This window comes from Rubrivivax gelatinosus IL144, assembly GCF_000284255.1.
Taxonomy (GTDB): Bacteria; Pseudomonadota; Gammaproteobacteria; order Burkholderiales; family Burkholderiaceae_C; genus Rubrivivax; species Rubrivivax gelatinosus_A.
The window spans coordinates 215,131-237,968 of sequence record NC_017075.1; the positions used below are offsets into that span (position 1 = coordinate 215,131).

General features: G+C 71.2%; 25 protein-coding genes. 7 read left to right on the plus strand and 18 right to left on the minus strand.

Annotated elements, in window-relative coordinates; genetic code table 11:
* Nucleotides 1–25: 25 nt before the first annotated feature.
* Genes RGE_RS22975 through RGE_RS01015 form a run of 3 tightly spaced genes read left to right on the plus strand, consistent with a single transcriptional unit; the run spans nucleotide 26 to nucleotide 2,299 of the window.
* Nucleotides 26–931, plus strand: coding sequence for a DUF3108 domain-containing protein (locus tag RGE_RS22975; protein ID WP_014426443.1), 906 nt, complete (start codon nucleotides 26–28; stop codon nucleotides 929–931).
* A gap of 36 nt (nucleotides 932–967) precedes the next feature.
* Nucleotides 968–1,219 (plus strand): BTH_I0359 family protein, encoded by a 252-nt coding sequence (locus RGE_RS01010; RefSeq protein WP_232504971.1) that lies wholly within the window; start codon nucleotides 968–970, stop codon nucleotides 1,217–1,219.
* Between the two features lie 21 nt (nucleotides 1,220–1,240).
* A complete protein-coding gene (locus RGE_RS01015) occupies nucleotides 1,241–2,299 on the plus strand; it encodes a homocysteine S-methyltransferase family protein (protein WP_014426445.1) in 1,059 nt (352 codons plus the stop codon).
* On the opposite strand, the gene sppA is transcribed toward RGE_RS01015, so the two are convergent.
* Nucleotides 2,300–4,159, minus strand: coding sequence for a signal peptide peptidase SppA (gene sppA / locus RGE_RS01020; RefSeq protein WP_014426446.1), 1,860 nt, complete (start codon nucleotides 4,157–4,159; stop codon nucleotides 2,300–2,302).
* A 245-nt stretch (nucleotides 4,160–4,404) separates the two neighbouring features.
* On the opposite strand from sppA, the gene RGE_RS01025 reads away from it, so the two are divergent.
* A complete protein-coding gene (locus RGE_RS01025) occupies nucleotides 4,405–5,367 on the plus strand; it encodes an AEC family transporter (protein WP_014426447.1) in 963 nt (320 codons plus the stop codon).
* Here the strand turns inward: RGE_RS01025 and RGE_RS01030 are convergent, their stop codons facing one another.
* The 5 genes from RGE_RS01030 to RGE_RS01050 all read right to left on the minus strand — a co-directional run bounded on the left by RGE_RS01030 (nucleotide 5,368) and on the right by RGE_RS01050 (nucleotide 10,847).
* On the minus strand, nucleotides 5,368–5,958 hold the full coding sequence (locus tag RGE_RS01030; RefSeq protein ID WP_014426448.1) for a DedA family protein: 591 nt from the start codon (nucleotides 5,956–5,958) through the stop codon (nucleotides 5,368–5,370).
* A 50-nt stretch (nucleotides 5,959–6,008) separates the two neighbouring features.
* Nucleotides 6,009–6,641: a trimeric intracellular cation channel family protein gene (locus RGE_RS01035; RefSeq protein ID WP_014426449.1), complete on the minus strand. Its 633-nt coding sequence runs from the start codon at nucleotides 6,639–6,641 to the stop codon at nucleotides 6,009–6,011.
* Nucleotides 6,642–6,643: 2 nt separating this feature from the next.
* Nucleotides 6,644–8,668, minus strand: coding sequence for a primosomal protein N' (locus tag RGE_RS01040; protein WP_014426450.1), 2,025 nt, complete (start codon nucleotides 8,666–8,668; stop codon nucleotides 6,644–6,646).
* Nucleotides 8,669–8,998: 330 nt separating this feature from the next.
* Nucleotides 8,999–10,096 (minus strand): uroporphyrinogen decarboxylase, encoded by a 1,098-nt coding sequence (gene hemE / locus RGE_RS01045; protein WP_014426451.1) that lies wholly within the window; start codon nucleotides 10,094–10,096, stop codon nucleotides 8,999–9,001.
* Between the two features lie 7 nt (nucleotides 10,097–10,103).
* Nucleotides 10,104–10,847 (minus strand): Rossmann-fold NAD(P)-binding domain-containing protein, encoded by a 744-nt coding sequence (locus RGE_RS01050; protein WP_014426452.1) that lies wholly within the window; start codon nucleotides 10,845–10,847, stop codon nucleotides 10,104–10,106.
* Between the two features lie 83 nt (nucleotides 10,848–10,930).
* Between RGE_RS01050 and RGE_RS01055 the strand changes: the two genes are divergently transcribed.
* Genes RGE_RS01055 through RGE_RS01065 form a run of 3 tightly spaced genes read left to right on the plus strand, consistent with a single transcriptional unit; the run spans nucleotide 10,931 to nucleotide 12,955 of the window.
* A complete protein-coding gene (locus tag RGE_RS01055; protein WP_014426453.1) occupies nucleotides 10,931–11,533 on the plus strand; it encodes a LemA family protein in 603 nt (200 codons plus the stop codon).
* 7 nt (nucleotides 11,534–11,540) lie between these two features.
* A complete protein-coding gene (locus tag RGE_RS01060; RefSeq protein WP_014426454.1) occupies nucleotides 11,541–12,458 on the plus strand; it encodes a TPM domain-containing protein in 918 nt (305 codons plus the stop codon).
* Nucleotides 12,458–12,955 carry a TPM domain-containing protein gene (locus RGE_RS01065; protein WP_014426455.1) on the plus strand — a complete coding sequence of 166 codons (498 nt, stop codon included), beginning with the start codon at nucleotides 12,458–12,460 and terminating at the stop codon, nucleotides 12,953–12,955. The genes RGE_RS01060 and RGE_RS01065 overlap by 1 nt, the downstream gene beginning before the upstream one ends.
* A gap of 10 nt (nucleotides 12,956–12,965) precedes the next feature.
* On the opposite strand, the gene RGE_RS01070 is transcribed toward RGE_RS01065, so the two are convergent.
* From RGE_RS01070 to RGE_RS01125, 12 genes are all read right to left on the minus strand, one after another.
* Nucleotides 12,966–13,499 carry a hypothetical protein gene (locus RGE_RS01070; protein ID WP_014426456.1) on the minus strand — a complete coding sequence of 178 codons (534 nt, stop codon included), beginning with the start codon at nucleotides 13,497–13,499 and terminating at the stop codon, nucleotides 12,966–12,968.
* 42 nt (nucleotides 13,500–13,541) lie between these two features.
* The gene (locus RGE_RS01075) at nucleotides 13,542–14,552 is read right to left on the minus strand and encodes an XdhC family protein (protein WP_014426457.1); all 1,011 of its coding nucleotides are present in this window, start codon (nucleotides 14,550–14,552) and stop codon (nucleotides 13,542–13,544) included.
* 79 nt (nucleotides 14,553–14,631) lie between these two features.
* Nucleotides 14,632–15,429, minus strand: a complete 798-nt coding sequence (ppk2, locus tag RGE_RS01080) for a polyphosphate kinase 2 (protein WP_014426458.1) — start codon at nucleotides 15,427–15,429, stop codon at nucleotides 14,632–14,634.
* An 84-nt stretch (nucleotides 15,430–15,513) separates the two neighbouring features.
* The gene (locus RGE_RS01085) at nucleotides 15,514–15,933 is read right to left on the minus strand and encodes a F0F1 ATP synthase subunit epsilon (RefSeq protein ID WP_009858588.1); all 420 of its coding nucleotides are present in this window, start codon (nucleotides 15,931–15,933) and stop codon (nucleotides 15,514–15,516) included.
* A 62-nt stretch (nucleotides 15,934–15,995) separates the two neighbouring features.
* Nucleotides 15,996–17,396 carry a F0F1 ATP synthase subunit beta gene (gene atpD, locus RGE_RS01090; protein ID WP_014426459.1) on the minus strand — a complete coding sequence of 467 codons (1,401 nt, stop codon included), beginning with the start codon at nucleotides 17,394–17,396 and terminating at the stop codon, nucleotides 15,996–15,998.
* A 25-nt stretch (nucleotides 17,397–17,421) separates the two neighbouring features.
* Nucleotides 17,422–18,300 (minus strand): F0F1 ATP synthase subunit gamma, encoded by an 879-nt coding sequence (gene atpG / locus RGE_RS01095; protein WP_014426460.1) that lies wholly within the window; start codon nucleotides 18,298–18,300, stop codon nucleotides 17,422–17,424.
* A 15-nt stretch (nucleotides 18,301–18,315) separates the two neighbouring features.
* Nucleotides 18,316–19,869 carry a F0F1 ATP synthase subunit alpha gene (atpA, locus tag RGE_RS01100; RefSeq protein ID WP_014426461.1) on the minus strand — a complete coding sequence of 518 codons (1,554 nt, stop codon included), beginning with the start codon at nucleotides 19,867–19,869 and terminating at the stop codon, nucleotides 18,316–18,318.
* Between the two features lie 34 nt (nucleotides 19,870–19,903).
* Nucleotides 19,904–20,434: a F0F1 ATP synthase subunit delta gene (locus tag RGE_RS01105; RefSeq protein WP_014426462.1), complete on the minus strand. Its 531-nt coding sequence runs from the start codon at nucleotides 20,432–20,434 to the stop codon at nucleotides 19,904–19,906.
* Between the two features lies 1 nt (nucleotide 20,435).
* Nucleotides 20,436–20,906, minus strand: coding sequence for a F0F1 ATP synthase subunit B (locus RGE_RS01110; protein WP_009858583.1), 471 nt, complete (start codon nucleotides 20,904–20,906; stop codon nucleotides 20,436–20,438).
* A gap of 85 nt (nucleotides 20,907–20,991) precedes the next feature.
* The gene (gene atpE / locus RGE_RS01115) at nucleotides 20,992–21,255 is read right to left on the minus strand and encodes a F0F1 ATP synthase subunit C (protein WP_009858582.1); all 264 of its coding nucleotides are present in this window, start codon (nucleotides 21,253–21,255) and stop codon (nucleotides 20,992–20,994) included.
* A 71-nt stretch (nucleotides 21,256–21,326) separates the two neighbouring features.
* Nucleotides 21,327–22,199, minus strand: coding sequence for a F0F1 ATP synthase subunit A (gene atpB, locus RGE_RS01120; protein ID WP_014426463.1), 873 nt, complete (start codon nucleotides 22,197–22,199; stop codon nucleotides 21,327–21,329).
* A gap of 25 nt (nucleotides 22,200–22,224) precedes the next feature.
* Complete coding sequence (locus tag RGE_RS01125; protein WP_014426464.1) at nucleotides 22,225–22,704, minus strand: ATP synthase subunit I; 480 nt, start codon at nucleotides 22,702–22,704, stop codon at nucleotides 22,225–22,227.
* Nucleotides 22,705–22,838 lie beyond the last annotated feature (134 nt).

The following is a 22,838-nucleotide window of genomic DNA, read 5'->3' on the forward strand; positions in this document are numbered from 1 at the left end:
TTCGGGGACCGGGCAGCATTCTGCGATGCCCGCGCCCCGCACCCTGTCGCCCCCACGCCGCAGCCGGCGTTGGCGCTCGGCTGCGGCGCTGGCCGCCGGGCTGGCGGCGCTGCATCTGGCGCTGCTGGATGCGCTGAACCGGCCGCCGACGTCGGGGCCGGCGGCGGCGCCGGCCACGCCGCCGCTCGTCGTCCGGATGCTGGTGCCGCAGCCTGCGCCTGCCCCTGTCGAGCCGCCGCCGCGCCGCGTGCCGCCGCGTGCCCCCGGACCGGCGCCGCAGGCCGCGCCGCCACCGCTGTACGCGGTGCGCCTGCCGCCGCCGCAGCAGCTGCGCTGGCAGCGCCGCCGCGGCGAGGCCGAGGACGAACTGCGGCTGGACTTCGAACACGACGCCGCCGGCTACCGCCTGGTGCTGGCCGACGGCGCCGGCGACGGCTGGGCCAGCCGCGGCGCCGTCGGCGTGCACGGGCTGGAGCCCGAGCGCCTGGTCGAGCGCCGGCGCCAGCGCGAGGTGCGGGCGGCCAACTTCCGCCGCGAGATCGGCCGCATCAGCTTCTCGGGCGGCGCCGGCGAGCTGCCGCTGCAGCCCGGCGCGCAGGACCGGCTGAGCTGGCTGCTGCAGCTGGCCGGCGTCGTCGCCGCGGCGCCGCAGCGTTTCGGCCCCGGCGCGGCGGTCGAACTCTTCGTCGCCGGCGCCCGGGGCGACGCCGGCTGGCGGCGTTTCGAGGTCCGCGGCGCCGAGCCGCTGGACCTGCCGGCCGGCCCGGTGGCCGGCGCGCTGCGGCTGGAGAGCCTGCCGCAGCGGCCTTACGAGCCGGCGCTGGAGGTCTGGCTGGACCCGGCGCGCGGCTGGCTGCCGGTGCGCTGGAGGAGCCGCGTCGCCGAGACCGGCGCCGAGGCCGACCACCGCCTCGCCGCCGCCGGCTCTTGAAATGGCGGCCGGCGGGGCCACCTGCGGCCCATGCAGATGCTGTACCAATCCGACACCTTCGTCGTCGTCCAGGTCGAACTGCCGTCCGAAGCCGGCACGCCGGCTCGCGGCGGCTACGAGATCGTCGACAAGCTCTCGCGCACCGACATCTGGCTCGAAGGCGCGATTGCCGAGAGCTTCCGCCGCGGCGTCGAGGCGCTGGTCGAACGCGACCCGGGCCCCGAGGCCTTCGACGACTTCATCGCCGGCTACGCCCAGCTCGCCCAGCAGCCGCTGACCCTGCACTGAACGGGCGGGCACAATGGTGCGATGAACGCCCGCACGCCCGCCTACACCCGCGGCCAGGCCCTGGCCGACCTGCTGCCCCGGCGCATCGTCGTCATCGACGGCGCGATGGGCACGATGATCCAGCGCTGGAAACTCGGCGAAGCCGACTTCCGCAACGAGGCGCTGCGCGAGCATCCGAAAGACCTGAAGGGCGACAACGACCTGCTGTCGATCACGCGCCCCGACGTGATCCGCGAGATCCACGCCCAGTACCTGGCGGCCGGCGCCGACATCATCGAGACCAACACCTTCGGCGCGACGACCATCGCCCAGGAGGACTACGACCTGGCGCACCTGGCGCGCGAGATGAACCTCGCGTCGGCGCGCGTCGCGCGCGAAGCCGCCGACGCCGCGGCCACGCCTGACAAGCCGCGTTTCGTCGCCGGCGCGCTGGGCCCGACGCCGCGCACCGCCAGCATCAGCCCCGACGTCAACGACCCCGGCGCGCGCAACATCACCTTCGACCAGCTTCGCGAGGCCTACCGCGAGCAGGCCGAGGCGCTGCTCGACGGCGGTGTCGACCTGTTCCTCGTCGAGACGATCTTCGACACGCTCAACGCCAAGGCGGCGATCTTCGCGCTCGACGAGCTGATGGAAGAGCGCGGCGAACGCCTGCCGGTGATCGTCTCGGGCACCGTCACCGACGCCTCGGGCCGCATCCTCTCGGGGCAGACGGTGGGCGCGTTCTGGCACTCGGTGCGCCATGCGCGGCCGCTGGCCATCGGCCTGAACTGCGCCCTCGGCGCGGCGCTGATGCGGCCTTACATCGAGGAGCTGTCGCGCATCGCCGACGACACCTACGTCAGCTGCTACCCGAACGCCGGCCTGCCCAACCCGATGAGCGAGACCGGCTTCGACGAGACGCCGCCGGTCACCGGCGCGCTGATGGCCGACTTCGCCAAGGCCGGTTTCCTGAACATCGTCGGCGGCTGCTGCGGCACGACGCCCGACCACATCGCCGAGATCGCGCGCCGCGTCTCGGCCTACCGGCCGCGCTCGCGTCGCGACCCGCTGTTCACGGGGCTGGTCGCGGCGGCCTGATCAAGGCGGCGTGCACAGGCAATGCGCCATGGCCGCCGGGCGGCGGCCGTCGCTGGACTGAAGCAGCCAGGCGGTCTGCTGCTTCAGCTCGGCCAGCGGCGCCGGCAGCGGCGGCGGCAGCGCGGCCTGCAAAGCCGGTTGCAGCAGATCGCCCAGCGTCGTGCCGGTGAGGCCGCCGAACCATTCCATCAGGCGCTCGGCGCGGCCGGGCTCACGTTCGACGTACTGCACGCGGTAACCCGGCGCGAGCTTGGCGCGTGCGGCGGCCAGCGCCAGCGCGTCGCGCAGGCCGCCGGTACGGTCGACGAGGCCGCGTTCGCGCGCCTGCGCGCCGCTCCAGACGCGGCCCTGGCCGATCTCGTCGATGCGTTCGGGCGTCGTCTTGCGCGCCGCGGCGACACGGTCGAGGAACTGGCCGTAGACGTGGCCGATGCTGGTCTGCAGCACCTGTTCCAGGCGCGGGTCCAGCGGCGAGCGCGGGTCGTAGGCGTCGACCGCCCAGCTCGTGCGGTAGCCCTCGGTGCGCAGCCCCAGGCGCTCGAGCGCACGTTCGGCGGTCGGCAGCACGGCGATGACGCCGATCGAGCCGGTGATCGTCGCCGGGTCGGCGACGATCGCGTCGGCCGCGGTCGAGATCCAGAAGCCGCCCGAGGCCGCGACGTCGCCCATCGAGACGATCACCGGCTTGCCGGCGCTGCGCGTCAGCTCCAGCTCGCGGCGGATCAGCTCCGAGCCGAAGGCGCTGCCGCCCGGCGAGTTGACGCGCAGCACGACCGCCCGCACCGCGGCGTCGTCACGCGCACGGCGTACCAGGGCCGCGGTCGACAGCCCGCCGATCGTGCCCGGGCCGGCCTCGCCGTCGACGATCGGGCCTTCGGCGACGACGACCGCCACCTTCGGCCCGGTCATCGGCGCAGTGAAACGCGCCGCGTAGTCGGCGAAGCCGATCTGGCGGAAGGTCTCGCCGTCGCGTTCGCCGCGTGCGATCAGCGCCGCGCGCAGCTGGTCACGCGTCTTCATCGCGTCGATCAGGCCTTCGCGCGCGGCGAGCTTGGCGCCGTCGCCGCCGGCAGAGGCCAGACGTTCGGGCAGCTCGGCGATCGCGCGGTCCAGGCTGCCGGCCGGCAGCCGGCGTGCGTGTTCGACGGCCGCCGCGTAGTCGGCCCACAGACCGCCGTAGAGCGCACGGTCGGCCTCGTCGGTCTCGGGCGACGGGCCGCTGGCGGAGAAGGTCTCGGCGGCGTTCTTGAACCGCCCGGCGCGCACGACGTGGGCGGTGACGCCGAGCTGGTCCAGCGCGTCCTTGAAGTAGGTGCGGCGGCCGCCGTAGCCGTTGATCTCGACGCCGCCCATCGGGTGCAGCCAGACCTCGTCGGCGTGCGCCGCCAGGTAGTACTGGCGCTGGTCGTAGTTCGAGCCCCAGGCGACGACCTTCTTGCCGCTGGCGCGGAAGCGGTCGATCGCGGAGGCCAGCTCGCGCAGCGTCGGCAGCCCGGCGCCGGCGAAGTCGTCGAGCATCAGCAGCGCGCTGCTGATGCGCTGGTCGGTCGCGGCGGCGTCCAGCGCGGTCAGCAGGTCGCGCAGCCGCGTCTGCTCCAGCTCGGAGCCGCGTGCCTTCTGCAGCGCGTTGTCGCGCAGGCTGCCGCTGAACTGCTCGCGCACCGGGCCGTGCGGGTTGAGCACCAGCACCGTCTTGTCGGCCAGCGGCGGTGGGCCGCGGTGCAGCAGCGTCCAGGCCACGGCGGCGATCACTGCCAGCAGCAGCAGATTCAGGATCGCCCGCCGCCCGGTGTCCACGAGCCACCACAGGCCGCGCAGCACACGCATCGTCCGGGAACGGGGTTTCGTCTCGTCGGCCATCGAATCCTCCTCTGACGGGTGCGAGGCTAGCAGGACGTCGATGAACGCATGGCCGATTCGTCACCGATCGTCGGCGATGAAGCGCTCGTCGGACTGACTGGAGCCTCCCTCGCGGAGGGAGGCTGGAGGGTGCCGTCGAACGAGCTGGAGCACCCTCCCGGCGGGGGCTCGGGGGATCTGTGCGTTACAGCCGCAGGCCCGGCGTCCGGGCGGCGGACGCCGAACCGATTGCGATACTCGCAGCGATGTTGTCGATTCTCGCCGTGACGGCGCCCTTCTTCGCGCTGGTGGCGGCGGGTTACGCCGCCGGCCGGCTGCACCTGCTGCCCGAGAGCGCGATCCCCGGCCTCAACGTCTTCGTCCAGTGTTTCGCGCTGCCGGCGATGCTGCTGCGCCTGGCGATGGCGACGCCGATCTCGCAGCTGCTCGACCCGGCGGTGCTGCTGTGCTGGCTGGGCGCGGCGGCGCTCGTCGTCGGTCTCGTGCTGGCCGTCTCGTGGCGCCGCGCCGGGCTGAAGAACGCATCTTTCGGCGCGCTGGTCGCGACCTTCCCGAACTCGGGTTTCATGGGCGTGCCGCTGCTCGTCGGCCTGCTCGGGCCGCAGGCCGCCGGGCCGACGATCGCGGTGCTGCTGATCGACGTCTTCGTGACCAGCTCGCTGTGCATCGCGCTGGCCCAGGCCGGTGACGCCGCCGGCCACGGCACGCGGCGCGCGCTGGCGCTGGCGCTGCGCGGCGCCTTCGGCAATCCGCTGCCCTGGGCGACGGCGCTGGGCGCGCTGTTCTCGGTGGCCGGCGTCGGCCTGCCGGGGCCGGTGAACGTGCTGGTCCGCATGCTGGCCGAAGCCGCGACCCCGGTGGCGCTGTTCACCGTCGGCGCCGTGCTCTGGCGTGCCGGCCAGCGCGCCGGCCACGGCACGCGCTGGGGCGGCGTGGCGGCGATCACCGCGGTCAAGCTCTTCGTGCATCCGGCGCTGGTCGCCGCGCTCGCGCTGGCGCTGATCGCCCTGGGCGTGCCGCTGTCGCCCGAGCAGGCGCTGGTGCTGACGCTGGCCGCGGCCCTGCCCAGCGCGAGCAACGTGCCGCTGCTGGCCGAGCGCTACCGCGCCGACGCCGGGCCGGTGGCGCGAGTGGTGATGGTCTCGACGGCGCTGGCCTTCTTCAGCTTCAGCGCGCTGGTCGCCTGGATGGGCGTGCAGCCGGGCTGATCAGCGCCGGCGCAGCACGCGCCACAACCAGGCGGCGAGCGCGGCGACGACGATGGCCTCGGACACCGGGCCGATCCAGCGCGCCGCCGCTTCGTGGCGTTCGCGCAGCGTGAAGCCGGCGCCGGCCAGCGCCGAACACCAGATCAGCGTGCCGGCGGTGGACCACAGCAGGAAACGCGGCAGCGCCATGCGCGCGACGCCGGCCGGCGCCGAGATGATGCTGCGCACCGCCGGCACCAGCCGGCCGCCGAAGACGGCGCGGGCGTCGTGGCGCTCGAACCAGCGCGTCGCACGTTCGACCTCTTCGCGCGACACCGTCAGCCAGCGGCCGTGGCGTTCGGCCAGGTGCTCCAGCCGGCGCTGCCCCAGACGCTGGCCGAGCCAGTACCAGGGCAGCGTCCCGGCCAGCGAGCCGGCGGCGCCGGCGGCGACGACCAGCGCCGGGTCGAGCGCGCCCTGCGCGGCGTGGAAACCGGCGAAGGGCATGATCAGCTCCGACGGGATCGGCGGCAGCACGTTCTCCAGCGCCATCAGCGTCGCGATGGCCCAGTAGCCGTGGGTCTCGATGAAGCCGGTGATCCAGTCCGCCATGCGGGCTCCGCTGAAAGCAAAGCCGCGAATCGGCAAACGCCGTTCCCGTCTCAGCGCCGGCCGGCGCGCCACTCCGGCAGGCGCAGGTCGCGCCACAGCGTCCAGGCGCGCAGGCCGAAAGCCAGCGCGGCGCCGGCGGCCAGGCTGGGGCCCGGCGGCCAGCCCCAATGCTCGGCGAGCACGACCAGCCAGCCGCCGACGAAGGCGCAGAGCGCGTAAGGCTGGTGGTCGTTGAAGGCCGTCGGCACCTCGGCACAGGCGATGTCGCGCAGCACGCCGCCGCAGGCCGCGGTCATCGTGCCCATCAGCACCGCGATCAGCGGCGGCATGCCGGCGGCCAGCGCGATCTGCGTGCCGCTGGCGGCGAACAGGCCCAGGCCCAGCGCGTCGGGCCACTGGATCGCACGCTGCGTCGTCGAGACGTGGCGGTGGTCGAGGTAACGCATCGCCAGCAGCGTCAGCAGCATCAGCCCCCACAGCCAGTCGGCGTTGTCGACCCAGAAGAAGGGCCGGCGGTCGAGCAGCAGGTCGCGCATCGTGCCGCCGCCGAACGCCGACAGACAGGCCACCGAGAACGAGCCGACGACGTCCAGCCGCTTGCGTGCCGCCGCCAGCAGCCCGGCGGTGAAGAAGGCCAGCGTCGCGGCGACCTCGATCGCCAGGTGCAGCAGGTCCAGATGCATCGTCAGATCGCCAGCGGGTCGACGTCGACGGCCCAGCGGATCAGGCCTTTGTGATGCGGCCGCAGCGCGTGCAGCTGCGGTAGCCAGCCGGCGAGGAAACGCTGCAGCGCCGGCCGCGACGTCGACTCGACGAGCATCTGCACGCGTTCGACGTCGGCCACGCGCGACACCGCCGGCGGCACCGCCGGGTACAGGCCGATCGTCTCGACGCCCTCGGCCAGCGTCGCGGCTTCGTCGAGGAAGGCGGTGGCGACCTCGGCGCTCTTGGCTTCCGCCCGCAGCAGCGCCAGGTGGCTGAACGGCGGCAGCCCGGCGCTGCGGCGCTCGTCGAGCTGGCTGGCGGCAAACGCCGCGTAGTCGTGGCGCTTCAGGGCGTCGAACAGCGCGTGCTGGGGGTTCCAGGTCTGGATCCACATCTCGCTGCGCGCCGCCTGCTCGGCGTCGCGCCCGGCGCGGCCGGCGGCCTGCATCAGCAGCGCGAACAGGCGCTCGGGGGCGCGGAAGTCGCTGGCGAACAGCGCCGAATCCGGGTTCACCGCGACGACCAGCGTGATGCGGCGGAAGTCGTGGCCCTTGGCCACCATCTGCGTGCCGACGAGCACGTCGACCTCGCCGGCGTGCACGGCGCCCAGCTGCTGCTCCAGCGCGCCGGCGCCGCGTGTGCTGTCGGCGTCGATGCGCGCCACGCGCGCCTCGGGCAGCAGTTCGGCCAGCTGCTCGGCGAGCTTCTCGGTGCCGCGGCCGATCGGGGCGATGTCCTGGTTGCCGCAGTCGGGGCAGGCGCGCGGCACACGTTCGGTGAAGCCGCAGTGGTGGCAGCGCAGCGTGCGGTCGCCCTTGTGGAAGACGCGCCAGGCGCTGCAGTGCGGGCAGCCGCTCTTCCAGCCGCATTCGCCGCAGTGCAGCACCGGCGCATAGCCGCGGCGGTTGAGCAGCAGCAGGCTCTGTTCGCCGCGTTCGAGCCGCTGCTTCAGCGCCTCGAGCACCGGCGGTGCCAGCGGCGGCGCGTCGACACCGCGCTGGCGCGGCAGCCGGCTCATGTCGAAGACACGAACACGCGGCATCGCGCCGCCGCCGATGCGGGCGTCCAGCGCCAGGCGCCGGTAGCGGCCTTCCTGCACGCGTTGCCAGGTTTCCAGCGACGGCGTCGCCGAGCCCAGCAGCACCGGCACGCCGGCGTCGTGGGCGCGCCAGACGGCCAGGTCGCGCGCCGAGTAGCGTGCGCCTTCCTGCTGCTTGAACGAGGGGTCGTGCTCCTCGTCGACGACGACCAGCCCCAGCCGCGGCAGCGAAGCGAACACCGCCAGCCGCGTGCCGAGCACCAGGTCGGCCGTGCCCAGGTGGGCCTGCAGCCAGTTCTTCAGCCGCTGCGCCGGCGTCAGCGCGCTGTGCAGGCTGACCAGGCGCCGGCCGGGGAAACGTGCGGCGAAACGCGCTTCGAGCTGCGGCGTCAGGTTGATCTCGGGCACCAGCACCAGCACCTGCCGGCCGGCGTCCAGCGCCTGCTCGGCGGCGCGCAGGTAGACCTCGGTCTTGCCGCTGCCGGTGACGCCGTGCAGCAGCGCCGGCGCCGTGCCTTCGGCCAGGGCGGCCAGCGCGGCCTGCTGCTCGGCACTGGGCTCGGGCCGCGGCGGCGGCTCGGCGGCCGGCGGCGGCGCGAGCTTGGCCAGCTTGGCGACGCGGCGCGCGAGCTGCACGTCGTCGAGCTTGCGCAGCTCGGGCGGCAGCACCGCCAGCGCCAGCTCGCCGACGCCGCGCTGGTAGTACGCCGCGGCGAACTCGACCAGCCGGCGCCAGGCTTCGCCCAGCGGCGGCAGCGCTTCCAGCGCCGGGCCGGCCGGGCGCAGCGCGTCGTCGGCCAGTTCGGTGTCGCCGCCGCGGTGCCAGACGATGCCCGGCACTTCGCGCCGCCCCAGCGGCACGCGCAGCAGCGTGCCCGGTGGCCAGGCCTGGTCGGCGAGGTAGTCGAGCACGCCGACCCCCGTGTGCTGGGGTGTCTCGACGGCGACGGCGATACGGTTCGTCATCGGCTCGTCACTTGCGTGCGAAAGCTCGGTGGCTTCTCAAGGATCGTCCCCAAGTCCTTGTGTCGGAAGGCTTTTCGGACCTGCCCACAGCTTCTGTGGATAACTTTGTGCAGAAGCTGCGTCCAGCGCCTCCAAGTTGTTGATTCTCCAAGCCCCGAGGTTCTTTGCGCGATTTCGTGGCAGTGGAGCGATCGTATATGAATCAACAACTTAGCGAAGACAAACGGCCCCAGTGGGGCCGTTGTGGGGAAGTGGCTGCGGCGTTGCGCCGCAGCACGTTTTCTGGGGATAAGTCAAGCCTTCAGGCAGGGCAAACGCTGCCCTGAGCACTCACTTACCGGCCGAGCGAAGCAGGCGGCCGTGCTTGTGCACCGCTTCGACGAGCGCGGTGACGTTGTCCGGCGGCGTGTGCTGGCTGATGCCGTGGCCGAGGTTGAAGACGTGGCCGCCCCAGCCGCCGTCGGCACGCTGCGGCGCGCCGAAGCTGTCGAGCACCTTGGTCGCTTCCTTGGCGATGACCTCGGGGTTGGAGAACAGCACCGCCGGGTCCAGGTTGCCCTGCAGCGCGACGCGGTCGCCGGTGCGGCGGCGGGCGTCGCCCAGGTTGGCCGTCCAGTCCAGGCCGACGACGTCGGCGCCGATCGCGGCGATCTCTTCCAGCCAGATGCCGCCGCCCTTGGTGAAGACGATGACCGGGATCTGCTGGCCGTCGTGCTGGCGCTTCATGCCGGCGACGACGCGGCGCGTGTACTCCAGGCTGAATTCCTGGAACACGCCGTCGGCGAGCACGCCGCCCCAGCTGTCGAAGATCATCACGGCCTGCGCGCCGCACTCGATCTGCTGGTTCAGGTAGGCGGTGACGGCCTGGGCGTTGACGTCGAGGATGCGGTGCAGCAGGTCGGGGCGCGCGTACAGCATCTGCTTGACGACGCGGTAGTCGTCCGAGCCGGCGCCTTCGACCATGTAGCTGGCCAGCGTCCAGGGGCTGCCGGAGAAGCCGATCAGCGGCACGCGGCCGTTGAGCGCCTTGCGCAGCATCGTCACGGTGTCGAAGACGTAGCGCAGCTTGTCGAGGTCGGGCACCTGCAGCGCGGCGACCGAGGCTTCGTCACGCAGCGGGCGCGCGAAACGCGGGCCTTCGCCGGCGCCGAAGCTCAGGCCCAGGCCCATCGCGTCGGGCACGACCAGGATGTCGGAGAACAGGATCGCCGCGTCCAGCGCGTAACGGTCCAGCGGCTGCAGCGTCACCTCGGTGGCGTACTGCGGGTTGGTGGCCAGACCCATGAAGCTGTTGCCCGCCTTCTCGCGCGTCGCGCGGTACTCCGGCAGGTAACGACCGGCCTGGCGCATCAGCCAGAGCGGCGTGTGGGTCGTGGGCTGGCGCAGGCACGCGCGCAGGAACTGGTCGTTTTGGAGGGGGGCGAACATCGGCGAATTATCGCCGTGCGAGCGCCGCCGCCAGTTTGATCTCGGCTTGGTTCTCGTCAGGCTCGCGTGCGGCGTCGGCGAGTTGTTCGGGCGCCAGCACGTGCGTGCCCGGCGGCACGGCCGGCAGCAGCCGGCCGATCGTCACGACGAGCTGCGCCAGGCGCGCGGTGAGCAGCGCGGCCTGCGGCGCCGGGATCATCCAGCGCAGCTGCGACAGCCACCAGCCGACCAGGCGCTCGACCGTCGAACGCCCGGCCTGCGGCGTCGCGCCCTGCGCGGCGCGCAGGAAGACGCAGTGCTCGAAGTCCAGCGCCGCGACCGCGTGTTCGGTCTGCGACGCGAAACCCTGGGCCAGCGCGGCCGGCAGCAGCGCCGGCGCGTGCGGCACGACGACGACCAGCCGGCGTACGCCGGCCGCGAGCAGCCGCGCGGCGAGTGCCGGCAGCGCCAGCGGGTCGGGGCGCACGAAGGCCTCGTCGCGGCCGTTGGCGTGGCGGTCGCGTTCGAAGACGACGAAAGCGATGTCGGCGACGGCCGCGCCCGGGGCGTCCAGCGCCGCCTCGGGCAGCGCGACGAAGCCGTCCAGCGTCGCCGCCAGCGGCGTGGCGACCAGCGCCGCGACCCGGGCGAAGCGCCCGGCGACCAGCGCCTCGGCCAGCAGCGCCGAACCGAGCACGCCGCCGGCGCCGACGACGAGCGCGCGCTGGCGCGGCAGCAGCGTCGTGGCGGAGGGCGGCGCGGAGGGCGACATCGGGGCCGATCCTACGCCGCAGGCCCGGCTGCCGCGGGGCCATCGCCCGGCGTAGCATCGGGCGCCAAACGAAGGAGGACGCAATGGGTTTGACGAGGTGGATCGCCGCGTTCGGCGTCGTGCTGGCCCTGTCGGGCTGCGGCTACAACGACTTCCAGCGCCTGGACGAGCAGACCAAGTCGCGCTGGGCCGAGGTGCTCAACCAGTACCAGCGCCGCGCCGACCTGGTGCCCAACCTGGTCGCCACCGTCAAGGGCGAGGCCAACTTCGAGCAGGAGACGCTGACCCGCGTCGTCGAGGCGCGTGCGCGCGCGACCTCGATCCAGGCCACGCCCGAGCTGGTCGACAACCCCGAGGCCTTCCGCAAGTTCCAGGCGGCGCAGGGCGAGCTGTCGGGCGCGCTGTCGCGGCTGCTGGTCGTCAGCGAGAACTACCCCGCGCTGCGCGCCAACCAGGGTTTCCAGGACCTGCGCGTGCAGCTCGAAGGCACCGAGAACCGCATCACCGTCGCGCGCAACCAGTACATCCAGGCGGTGCAGCAGTACAACGTGCTGGCGCGCAGCTTCCCGAGCAACCTGACGGCGATGGCGCTGGGTTACCAGGTCAAGCCCAGCCTGCAGGTGCAGGACGAGGCCGCGATCAGCCGGCCGCCGGCGGTCAACTTCGAGAGCCCGGCCTCCAGGTGAGCGCCTGATGCAGCGCCTGCTGCGTGCGCTGGCCTTCGTGCTGGCGCTGTTCGTGCCGGCGGTCTTCGCCCAGGACGGGCTGCGGCCCGTGCCGGCGCCGACGGCGCGCGTCATCGACCAGACCTCGACGCTGCAGCCGGCCGAGCGCGACGCGCTCGAAGCCAGGCTCGCCGCTTTCGAAGCCGAGGCCGGGCCGCAGATCGTCGTGCTGATCGTGCCGGCGACCGCGCCCGAGGACATCGCGGCCTACGCCTGGCGCGTCGCCGACCAGTGGAAGATCGGCCGGCGCGAGGTCGGCGACGGCGTGCTCGTCGTCGTCTCGATGGGCGACCGGCGGGTGCGCATCGAGGTCGCACGTGCGCTCGAAGGCGCGATCCCCGATCTGGCAGCGCGCCAGATCATCGACCGCGCGATCCGCCCGGCGTTCCGCGAGGGCCGTTACGCCGACGGCCTGTCGGCCGGCGTCGACCAGCTGATCGCGCGCATTCGCGGCGAACACCTGCCGGCGCCCGAGGCCGGTGCCGCGCGCGGCGAAGAAGGCACGCAGATCGAGGACTGGGGGCTGCTGCTGTTCTTCGGCGTGCCGCTGATGGCCACCGTGCTGTCGCGCGCGCTGGGCCGCAAGCTCGGCGTGCCGCTGACGGCCGGCATCGCCGGCGGCGTCGCCTGGTGGGTGACGGCCAGCGTGCTGGTCGCGCTGGGCGTCGGCGTCGCGGCGCTGGTCTTCGCGCTGATCTTCAGCGTCGCCTCGGCGCTGCGCCAGATCGGCGGCGGCTCGGGCCGCGGCGGTGGTGGTTGGGGTGGCGGCGGCTGGGGCGGAGGAGGTGGCTTCGGCGGCGGCGGCGGGTTCGGCGGGGGTGGCGGCGGCTTCTCCTCCGGCGGCGGCGGAAGTTTCGGCGGCGGTGGCGCCTCGGGAGGCTGGTGATGGGCATGACCCGCTGGTGGCGTCACGCGTTCGCCGACGAAGGCGAGGTGCGCGCCGTGCTGGACGCCGCGGCGATGGCCCGGCTGACCGAACGCGTGCGCGCCAGCGAGGCGCGGCACTCGGGCGAGATCCGGCTGTGTGTCGAGGCCGGCCTGCCCTGGGCCTGGCTGCGCCGGCCGGTGCGCGAACGTGCGCTGGCGGTGTTCGCCGAGCTCGGCGTCTGGGACACCGAGGCCAACAACGGCGTGCTGGTCTACCTGCTGCTGGCCGACCGCGCGATCGAGATCGTCGCCGACCGTGGCGTGATGCGCCACGCCCCGGCCGGCCACTGGGACGCGGTCGTCGCGACGATGCGCGAGGCCTTCCGCGCCGGGCGTTTCGAGGACGGGCTGGCGCAGGCCATCGACGCCGTCGACGCGCTGCTGCTGCGCCACTTCCCGCTGGCCGAGGGCGAGCGCAACCCGAACGAGCTGCCGGACGCGCCGCACGTGCGCTGACGACGCGGGCTCAGCGCGGCAGGGCCAAGGTCTTGCGCAGCCCGGTTCCGTCGTAGCGCTCGATGGTCACGACGGCGCGGCCGTCGGCGTCCAGCGCCAGCTCGCCGCGCCGGGCGTCGGTAAAGCTGTCCAGGGCGCGCACGCGGTGCACCGGCCCGTAGCCGGTGGCGAGGAAGAGGTTCAGCGCCGAGAACGAGGTGAAGGCGCCGCCGTCGTTGGCCTCCAGCAGCAGCCATTGCCCGGACGGCAGCTGCAGCGTCGCGGCATAAGGCGGCGCGTCGTCGCCCCAGGTCATCGCCTGGTAGCTGCCGAAGATGGCGGTCAGCACCACGATCGCCGTGATGCGCAGGGTCTTGCCGCCGCGCATCGTCGCCAGCGCGAAGGCGATGACCAGCATGAAGGCACAGGCCAGCAGCAGGTTGGCGTGACGGAAGTAGGCCGCGGTGAACCAGGCCGGCCGCAGATCGGGCCAGAACAGGCGGCTGCCGTAGTAGGCCAGCGGCGCGCCGAGGGCGAGGGTCCAGACGGCGAGACGTTTCAGCATGGCGGCCACATCGTAGCGAGGGCCGTGCCGTGGCCGGCCGCCTCAGCCGGGGGGCGTCACCCGGGCGCAGGATCGGCCGCCCTGCCAGTCGGCCAGCGGCCCGTCCAGCGCCGCGCCGCGGCGCACCGCGGTCATCTCGGCGACGATCGCCAGCGCGATCTCCGGCGGCGTGCGGCCGCCCAGGTTCAGCCCGACCGGGCCGTGCAGGCGCGCGATCTGCGCCTCGTCGAGATCGAACTCGAGCAGGCGCCTGCGGCGCGCATCATTGTTGCGTCGCGAGCCGAGCGCACCGACGTAGAAGGCCGGCGTCTTCAGCGCCTCCATCAGCGCCAGGTCGTCGAGCTTGGGGTCGTGCGTCAGCGCGACGACGGCGGTGTGCGCGTCGGGGCGCATCTCGACGACGAGGTCGTCGGGCATCGTGCGCGTCAGCGTCGCGCCGGGCAGCGTGTCCCAGCCTTCGCGGTACTCCTCGCGCGGGTCGCAGACGGTGACCGCGTAGTCCAGCATCAGCGCCATCTGCGCCAGGCAGCGCGAGAGCTGGCCGGCGCCGATGACGATCAGCCGCAGCCGCGGGCCGTGCACGGTCTCCAGCACCGCCCCGTCGAAGTGCAGGGCGTCGCCGTCGGTGGCCGGCAGCAGGGCCACGCGGCCGCTGGCCAGATCCAGCCGGCGGCGCACCAGCTCATGGCGCTGCACCGCGGCCAGCAGCTCGGGCAGCGCCGAGGCCGCGGACAGCGGCTCCAGCACGATCTCCACCGTGCCGCCGCAGGGCAGGCCGAAACGCCGCGCCTCGTCGGCGCTGACGCCGTAGCGGGTGAGCGCCGGCGTGACCGCGGGCAGCTCGCCGGCACGGCGGCGGGCGATCAGGTCGTCCTCGATGCAGCCGCCGGACACCGAGCCGGCGACCTGGCCGTCGTCGCGCAAGGCCATCATCGAGCCGGGCGGCCGGGGCGAGCTGCCCCAGGTGCGCACGACGGTGGCCAGCAGCACGCCGCGGCCGGCGTCGAGCCAGGCCAGCGCGGTGTTCAGGACTTCGACGTCCAGGCTGTGCATCTCGGGGGCTCCTGCGGCGGGGCGACCAGACTGCCACGCGCGCTGCGGCGGCGCCTCGGGGCCGTCCCGCAGTCCGCGCTCAGATCGGCTTGAGCGGCCCGTCGAAACGCTCGACCAGCGGCGGGTGGCCCAGCGGCGGGAAATCGATCTTCGCCTCGGGCACCTTGCGGTCGGGGATGCGGTCGATCAGGTCGCGGATCAGGCGCAGCCGGCCGATGCGCTGGTCGTTGAAGTCGACCAGCGTCCACGGCGCGTGTTTGGTGTGCGTGGCCGCGAGCATCGCGTCGCGCGCGCGGCCGTACTCGGCATAGCGGCTGCGCGCCTGCAGGTCCACCGGCGAGAGCTTCCAGCGCTTGAGCGGGTCGGCCAGGCGGTCGGCGAAACGCAGCTCCTGGCGCTCCTGGTCGACGGTCAGCCAGTACTTCAGCAGCAGGATGCCGTCGTCGACGAGCAGCTTCTCGAACACCGGGGCCTGCTTCAGGAAGGCCTTGGCCTGGGCTTCGCTGCAGTAGCCCATCACACGCTCGACGCCGGCGCGGTTGTACCAGCTGCGGTCGAAGAGCACGATCTCGCCGGCCGCCGGCAGGTGCGCGACGTAGCGCTGGAAGTACCACTCGGTCGCCTCGCGTTCGGTCGGTTTGGGCAGCGCGACGGTGCGGCACTGGCGCGGGTTCAGCGTCGAGGCGATGGCCGAGATCACGCCGCCCTTGCCGGCGGTGTCGCGGCCCTCGATCAGCACCAGCAGGCGCTTGCCGGTGTGCTGCAGCCAGCGCGCCAGGTCGTTGAGCTGCAGCTCCAGCGGTTCGAGCTGCGCCAGGTAGTCGGCCTTCGAGATCTTGCCGTTGGTGCCGTCGCCGTGCTTGGTCTTCTTGCCCATGCGGCGATGATGCGCCCGGCACGCGGCCAATGAAAAGGCCGCCGGCGCTCTCGCGCGGGCGGCCCGTCGTGCGGACGTCGCAGCTTACTTGCGGCGCAGCTTCTGGATCGCGGCGATCTGCGCGGCCATGGCCGCGAACTCGCTCTGCGCCTTCGCCAGGTCGATGTCGCTCTTGGCGTTGCGCATCGCTTCCTCGGCCAGGCGCTTGGCCTCGGTGGCCTTGGCCTCGTCGAGGTCGTGGCCGCGGATGGCCGTGTCGGCGAGCACCGTCACGACGTTGGGCTGCACTTCCAGGATGCCGCCGGCGACGAAGACGAACTCCTCCTCGCCGTTGTCGGCGCGCTCGATGCGCACCGCGCCCGGCTTGATGCGGGTGATCAGCGGCGTGTGGCGCGGCAGGATGCCGAGCTCGCCGTTCTCGCCCGGCAGCGCGACGAACTTGGCCTCGCCCGAGAAGATGCTCTCCTCGGCGGAGACGACGTCGACGTGAATGGTCTTGGCCATGGGGGTCCTCGGATGGAAGAAGGATCAGGAAGCGGCGGGGCGCAGCGCGCCCCGGGACCCGCTTACTGGATCTTCTTCGCCTTCTCGAAGGCTTCGTCGATCGTGCCGACCATGTAGAAGGCCTGCTCCGGCAGGTGGTCGCACTCGCCGTTGACGATCATCTTGAAGCCGCGGATCGTTTCCTTCAGCGGCACGTACTTGCCCGGCGTGCCGGTGAACACTTCGGCGACGTGGAAGGGCTGCGACAGGAAGCGCTGGATCTTGCGGGCGCGGGCGACGGCCAGCTTGTCTTCCGGCGACAGTTCGTCCATGCCCAGGATCGCGATGATGTCGCGCAGTTCCTTGTAGCGCTGCAGCGTGGCCTGCACCGCACGCGTCGTGCTGTAGTGCTCCTCGCCGACGACGTTCGGGTCGATCTGGCGCGAGGTCGAGTCCAGCGGGTCGACGGCGGGGTAGATGCCCAGCGCGGCGATGTCACGCGACAGAACGACGGTGGCGTCCAAGTGGGCGAAGGTCGTGGCCGGCGACGGGTCGGTCAGGTCATCCGCAGGGACGTACACGGCCTGGATCGAGGTGATCGAGCCGACCTTGGTCGACGTGATGCGCTCCTGCAGGCGGCCCATTTCCTCGGCCAGCGTCGGCTGGTAGCCCACCGCCGACGGCATGCGGCCCAGCAGAGCGGACACTTCGGTACCGGCCAGCGTGTAGCGGTAGATGTTGTCGACGAAGAACAGAACGTCACGGCCTTCGTCGCGGAACGCTTCGGCCATCGTCAGGCCGGTCAGCGCGACGCGCAGACGGTTGCCCGGGGGCTCGTTCATCTGGCCGTAGACCATCGCCACCTTCGACTCGGACAGGTTCTCCTGCACGACGACGTTGGAGTCCGACATCTCGTGATAGAAGTCGTTGCCCTCGCGGGTGCGCTCACCGACGCCGGCGAACACGGACAGACCCGAGTGCGCCTTGGCGATGTTGTTGATGAGCTCCATCATGTTGACGGTCTTGCCGACGCCGGCGCCGCCGAACAGACCGACCTTGCCGCCCTTGGCGAACGGGCAGATCAGGTCGATGACCTTGATGCCGGTTTCGAGCAGTTCCTGCGACGGCGACAGCTCGTCGTAGGCCGGGGCCTTGCGGTGGATCGTCGCGGTGTGGGTCTGGTCGACCGGGCCACGCTCGTCGATCGGGTTGCCGAGCACGTCCATGATGCGGCCCAGCGTCGCCTTGCCGACCGGCACCGTGATGCCGGCGCCGGTGTCGGTGACCATCAGGCCGCGGCGCAGGCCGTCCGACGAGCCCAGGGCGATGGTGCGCACGACGCCGTCGCCGAGTTGTTGCTGCACTTCCAGCGTCAGCGGCGAGCCTTCGAGCTTCAGTGCGTCGAAGATCTTGGGCATCTGGTCGCGCGGGAACTCCACGTCCACGACGGCGCCGATGCACTGAACGATCTTGCCTTGTGCCATTTTGAGCTTCCTTCGATTCGTATCTTTAGACGGCGGCGGCGCCACCCACGATTTCCGACAGTTCCTTCGTGATCGCGGCCTGGCGGGTCTTGTTGTAGACGAGCTTGAGTTCGGCGATCAGGTTGCCGGCGTTGTCCGTGGCGGCCTTCATCGCGACCATGCGCGCGCTCTGCTCGCTGGCCATGTTCTCGGCCACGGCCTGGTAGACCAGGGCTTCGATGTAGCGCGTGATCAGGTCGTCGATGACCACCGACGCCTCGGGCTCGTAGATGTAGTCCCAGGCGTAGGCCTTCTTCTCGGCGGCGGTCTGCTCAAGGCGCGCGGGCGCCAGCGGCAGCAGCGGCTCGACCATCGGCTCCTGCTTCATCGTGTTGATGAACTTCGTGTAGCAGAGATGCACTTCGTCGATCTCGCCGGCCACGAAGGCGTCGAGCATGACCTTGACCGGGCCGATCAGCTTCTCGAGCTGCGGCGCGTCGCCGAGCTGGATCGCGTGGCTGATGACCTGCGCGCCGATCCGGTTCAGGAAGCCGAACCCCTTGTTGCCGATCGCCACCGTCGCGATCGAGCCGCCGGCCGCCTGGACTTCCTTCATCTTCGCCGTCACCGCACGAAGGATGTTGGTGTTCAGGCCGCCGCACAGGCCCTTGTCGGTGGTCACGACGATGAAGCCGACCTTCTTCGTCGTGCCGCCGGTGCGCAGGTAGGGCGACTTGTATTCCGGGTTGGCTTCCGACAGGTGCGCGGTGATGTTGCGCACCTTGTCGGCGTACGGGCGCGCGGCGCGCATGCGCTCCTGCGCCTTGCGCATCTTGGAGGCGGCGACCATTTCCATGGCCTTGGTGATCTTCTTGGTGTTCTCCACCGATTTGATCTTGCCGCGAATTTCCTTGCCGACCGCCATGGTCTGGGCTCCCGGTTAGGCGAAGGACTTCTTGAACGCAGCGATCGCGCCGGCCAGCTCTTCCTCGGCGGCCTTGTCCATCGCCCGGTCGTTCTCGAGCTTGGCCAGCAGCGCGGCGTGGCTCGACTTCAGGTGCTGGTGCAGGCCGTGCTCGAAGGCGAGGACCTTCTTCACGTCGATGTCGTCCAGGAAGCCCTTGTTGGCGGCGTACAGCGTCGCGGCCATCAGGCTGATCGGCAGCGGCGAGTACTGGGCCTGCTTGAGCAGTTCGGTCACGCGTGCGCCGCGGTCGAGCTGCTTGCGGGTGGCAGCGTCGAGGTCCGAGGCGAACTGCGCGAACGCGGCCAGTTCACGGTACTGCGCCAGGTCGGTACGGATGCCGCCCGACAGGCTCTTGATCAGCTTGGTCTGGGCGGCGCCACCGACGCGCGACACCGAGATACCGGCGTTGATCGCGGGACGGATGCCGGCGTTGAACAGGCTGGTTTCCAGGAAGATCTGGCCGTCGGTGATCGAGATCACGTTCGTCGGCACGAAGGCGGACACGTCGCCGGCCTGCGTCTCGATGATCGGCAGCGCGGTCAGCGAACCGGTCTTGCCCTTGACCTCGCCCTTGGTGAAGGCTTCGACGTAGTCGGCATTCACGCGAGCGGCGCGCTCGAGCAGACGGCTGTGGAGATAGAACACGTCGCCAGGGAAGGCTTCGCGGCCCGGCGGGCGGCGCAGCAGCAGCGAGACCTGGCGGTAGGCGACGGCCTGCTTGGACAGATCGTCGTAGATGATCAGGGCGTCCTGGCCGCGGTCGCGGAAGTACTCGCCCATCGTGCAGCCGGAGTAGGCCGACACGTATTGCATCGCCGCCGATTCCGACGCCGAGGCCGCGACGACGATGGTGTAGTCCATCGCGCCGGCTTGTTCCAGGGAGCGCACCACGTTCTTGATCGACGAAGCCTTCTGGCCGATCGCGACGTAGATGCAGGTCATGTTCTGACCCTTCTGGTTGATGATCGTGTCGATCGCCACCGCGGTCTTGCCGGTCTGGCGGTCGCCGATGATCAGCTCGCGCTGGCCACGGCCGATCGGCACCATCGAGTCGATCGACTTCAGGCCGGTCTGCACCGGCTGGTCGACGGACTTGCGGGCGATGACGCCCGGCGCGACCTTCTCGATGACGTCGGTCATCTTGGCGTTGATCGGGCCCTTGCCGTCGATCGGCTGGCCGAGCGCGTTGACGACGCGGCCGATCAGCTCGGGGCCGACCGGCACCGACAGGATCTGGCCCGTGCACTTGACGGTGTCGCCTTCGGAGATGTGCTCGTACTCGCCCAGAATCACCGCGCCGACGGAGTCGCGCTCGAGGTTCAGAGCCAGGCCGTAGGTCGGCTGGCCGCTCGCGGTGGGCGGGAACTCCAGCATTTCGCCGGCCATCACCTCGGACAGGCCGTGAACGCGGCAGATGCCGTCGGTCACCGAGACGACCGTACCCTGGTTGCGGATGTCGGTCGAGACGCCAAGGCCTTCGATGCGGCTCTTGATCAGCTCGGAAATTTCAGCGGGATTCAGGTTCATAGGTTCTCCTCGAAGGGCGCACGCTCGACGGCTGTCAGGCGGTCAGGGCGGCCTTCATCTGTTCGAGACGGGCGCGGACCGAGGTGTCGAGCACCTCGTCGCCGACGACGACACGCACGCCGCCGATCAGCTCCGGGTCGACTTCGACGTGCGCGTTCAGCTTGCGGCCGAAGCGCTTCTCGAGCGAGGCCGTGACCTCGGCGAGCTGCGCGCCGTCGAGCGGGAACGCGCTGTAGACCGTCGCGTCGGAGACGCCGCCGGACGCGTTGACCAGGGCGCGGAACTGGGCCGCGACTTCGGTCAGCGCCGCGAGGCGGCCGTTTTCGATGACGGTGCGCAACAGGTTGGCCGCGCGCGGGTCGAGCTCGAGGCCGACGACGCCGGTGATGACGTCGTAGACCTGCGAAGCCGGGACCTTCGGGTGTTCGGCGAACTGGCGCAGCTCGGCGTTGCCCGCCACGGCGGCCAGCGCGTCGATCTGCGGCGTCAGGACCGCGGCACTGCTGCCGGCGGCCTGGTACAGCGCTTCGGCGTACGGCCGGGCGATCGTCGCGAGCTCTGCCATGTCAGAGCTCCGCCTTCAGGCGCGACAGCAGCTCGGCGTGAACGCCGGGATTCACCTCGCGACGAAGGATCTGCTCGGCGCCCTTGACGGCCAGGCCGGCGACCTGCTCGCGCAGCGCCTCGCGGGCCTTCACGGCTTCCTGTTCGGCCTCGGCTCGCGCCGCGGCGATGATCTTGGCCCCTTCCTCGGTGGCACGCCCCTTGGCTTCCTCGATCATCTGCTGCGCGAGACGTTCGGCGTCGGCGAGCCGCTTCTGGGCATCGTTGCGCGCAGCCGAGAGTTGCTGCTCGACGCGCTGGTTCGCGGCCGCCAGATCGGACTTGGCCTTGTCGGCCGCCGACAGACCGTCGGCGATCTTGGCAGCGCGCTCGTCGAGCGCCTTGACGATCGGCGGCCAGACGAATTTCATCGTGAACCCGACCAGGATCAGGAACACGATCATCTGGATGATCAGTGTCGCGTTGATGCTCACTTTGTGTCCTCGAAACGCATGTGGCGAAAAACGGCTGCGTCGCGCTGAGCCGTCCGATTCGCGGCGCTGAAGGCCGCGCGCCGGATTACTTCGCCAGGGCGGCGATCTGGCCGAGGAACGGGTTGGCGGTGGTGAACCACAGCGCGATACCCGTGCCGATGATGAACGAGGCGTCGATCAGGCCGACCAGCAGGAACATCTTGGTTTGCAGTTCGCCCATCAACTCGGGCTGACGCGCGGCCGATTCGAGGTACTTGCTGCCCATGACGCCGATACCGATACAGGCGCCAGCGGCGCCGAGACCGATGATCAGGCCGGCGGCGAGAGCGACGAGACCGATGAGTTCCATGATGACTCCTTGCTAAATGCGAAAGTGGAGAAAGGGGAAGAAGGGGCAGTGACCTGCCCCGGGGCTAACTGTCAGTGCGAGTCGTGCGCCTGACCGATGTACACCAGCGTCAGCATCATGAACACGAACGCCTGGAGCGTGATGATCAGGATGTGGAAGATGGCCCAGACGGTCCCGGCCACGATGTGCAGCAGGGACAGCACCAGACCGCTGGCGGAAAGGGTGAAAGCACCGCCGAGCAGCGCGATCAGCAGGAAGATCAGCTCGCCGGCGTACATGTTGCCGAACAGCCGCATGCCGTGCGAGATGGTCTTGGCGACGAACTCGACGAGCTGCATCGCGAGGTTGACGATGCCCAGCAGCACGGCGAACAGCGGGTTCTTGCTCGTGCCGAACGGCGCCGTGACGAGTTCGTGCGCGAAGCCGCCGATGCCCTTGATCTTCAGGTTGTAGTACAGGCACAGCAGCAGCACCGTGCCCGACAGCGCCATCGTGATCGACAGGTCGGCGGTCGGCACGACGCGCAGATAGGCCTCGTGGTTGCCGGTGGCCGACTGCCACATCCAGGGCAGCAGGTCGACCGGCAGCAGGTCCATCGCGTTGAGCATGAAGACCCAGATGAAGACCGTCAGCGCCAGCGGGGCGACGAACTTGCGGCTCTGGGCGTTGTGCACGATGTCCTTGGCCTGGCTGTCGACCATCTCGACGAGCAGCTCGATGGCGGCCTGGAAGCGGCCCGGCACGCCGGAGGTGGCCTTGCGGGCGGCCATCCACAGCAGGCCGCAGGTCAGGATGCCCAGCGTGATGGCGAAGAACACCGAGTCCAGGTTGACGACCGAGAAGTCGACGACCCCGGTCTGGTGACCGGTCTGCGCATGGTGCAGGTGGTGGACGATGTACTCGCCCGCGGTCGGCGCGTGTTCTGCGGTTCCTTCGGCTGCCATGTTCTCGTCGTCCCGTGTCGTCGTGTCAGCGGCCGCGCCACAGGAGCGCAACCCAGTATGTCTTGATGCACAGCACCAGGCTCACCAGCAGCGCCGGCCAGCTCAGGTCCTGCACGAGCCTCGACGCCAGCATCAGCATGGCGACCGAAACCGCGATCTTCACCGACTCCCACAACATGAAGCTGACGGCGCCTGAGCCGGGCGACATGATGCTGAAGCGGCTGGTCGCACCGCGCGCCATCAGGGCGCTTGGTAGGACCACGGTGGCTGCGCCGTAAAGCGCCGACCATCCGGCTGCCGGACTGCCCGTGATCAACGCTGCAAGCAGCGAGACCACCACCCCGACCCCCGCCTGGACAAGGATCACCCGCCACGGTGACAGCGGCGGGTTCTTCTGGCGCAGGATGCGAGCTTCCTCGCGGGTCAGTGGCTTGAAGTCAGCCAGGTCCGTCGCGTCCTCGTCGTCCTCCCAAGGGTCGGCCTGCAATTTACGGTCGATCGCCATGGTGAGTCGGGGGAAGCGGACAGCAAAGCCGGCGCATTATACGGATAAACCCCGGTCAAACCGGAACACCCGGAAACGCGGTATGGCACCCCTGCGCCGCCGCGGGTCGGGCGCCTTGGCGCGGCGTCCGCTGG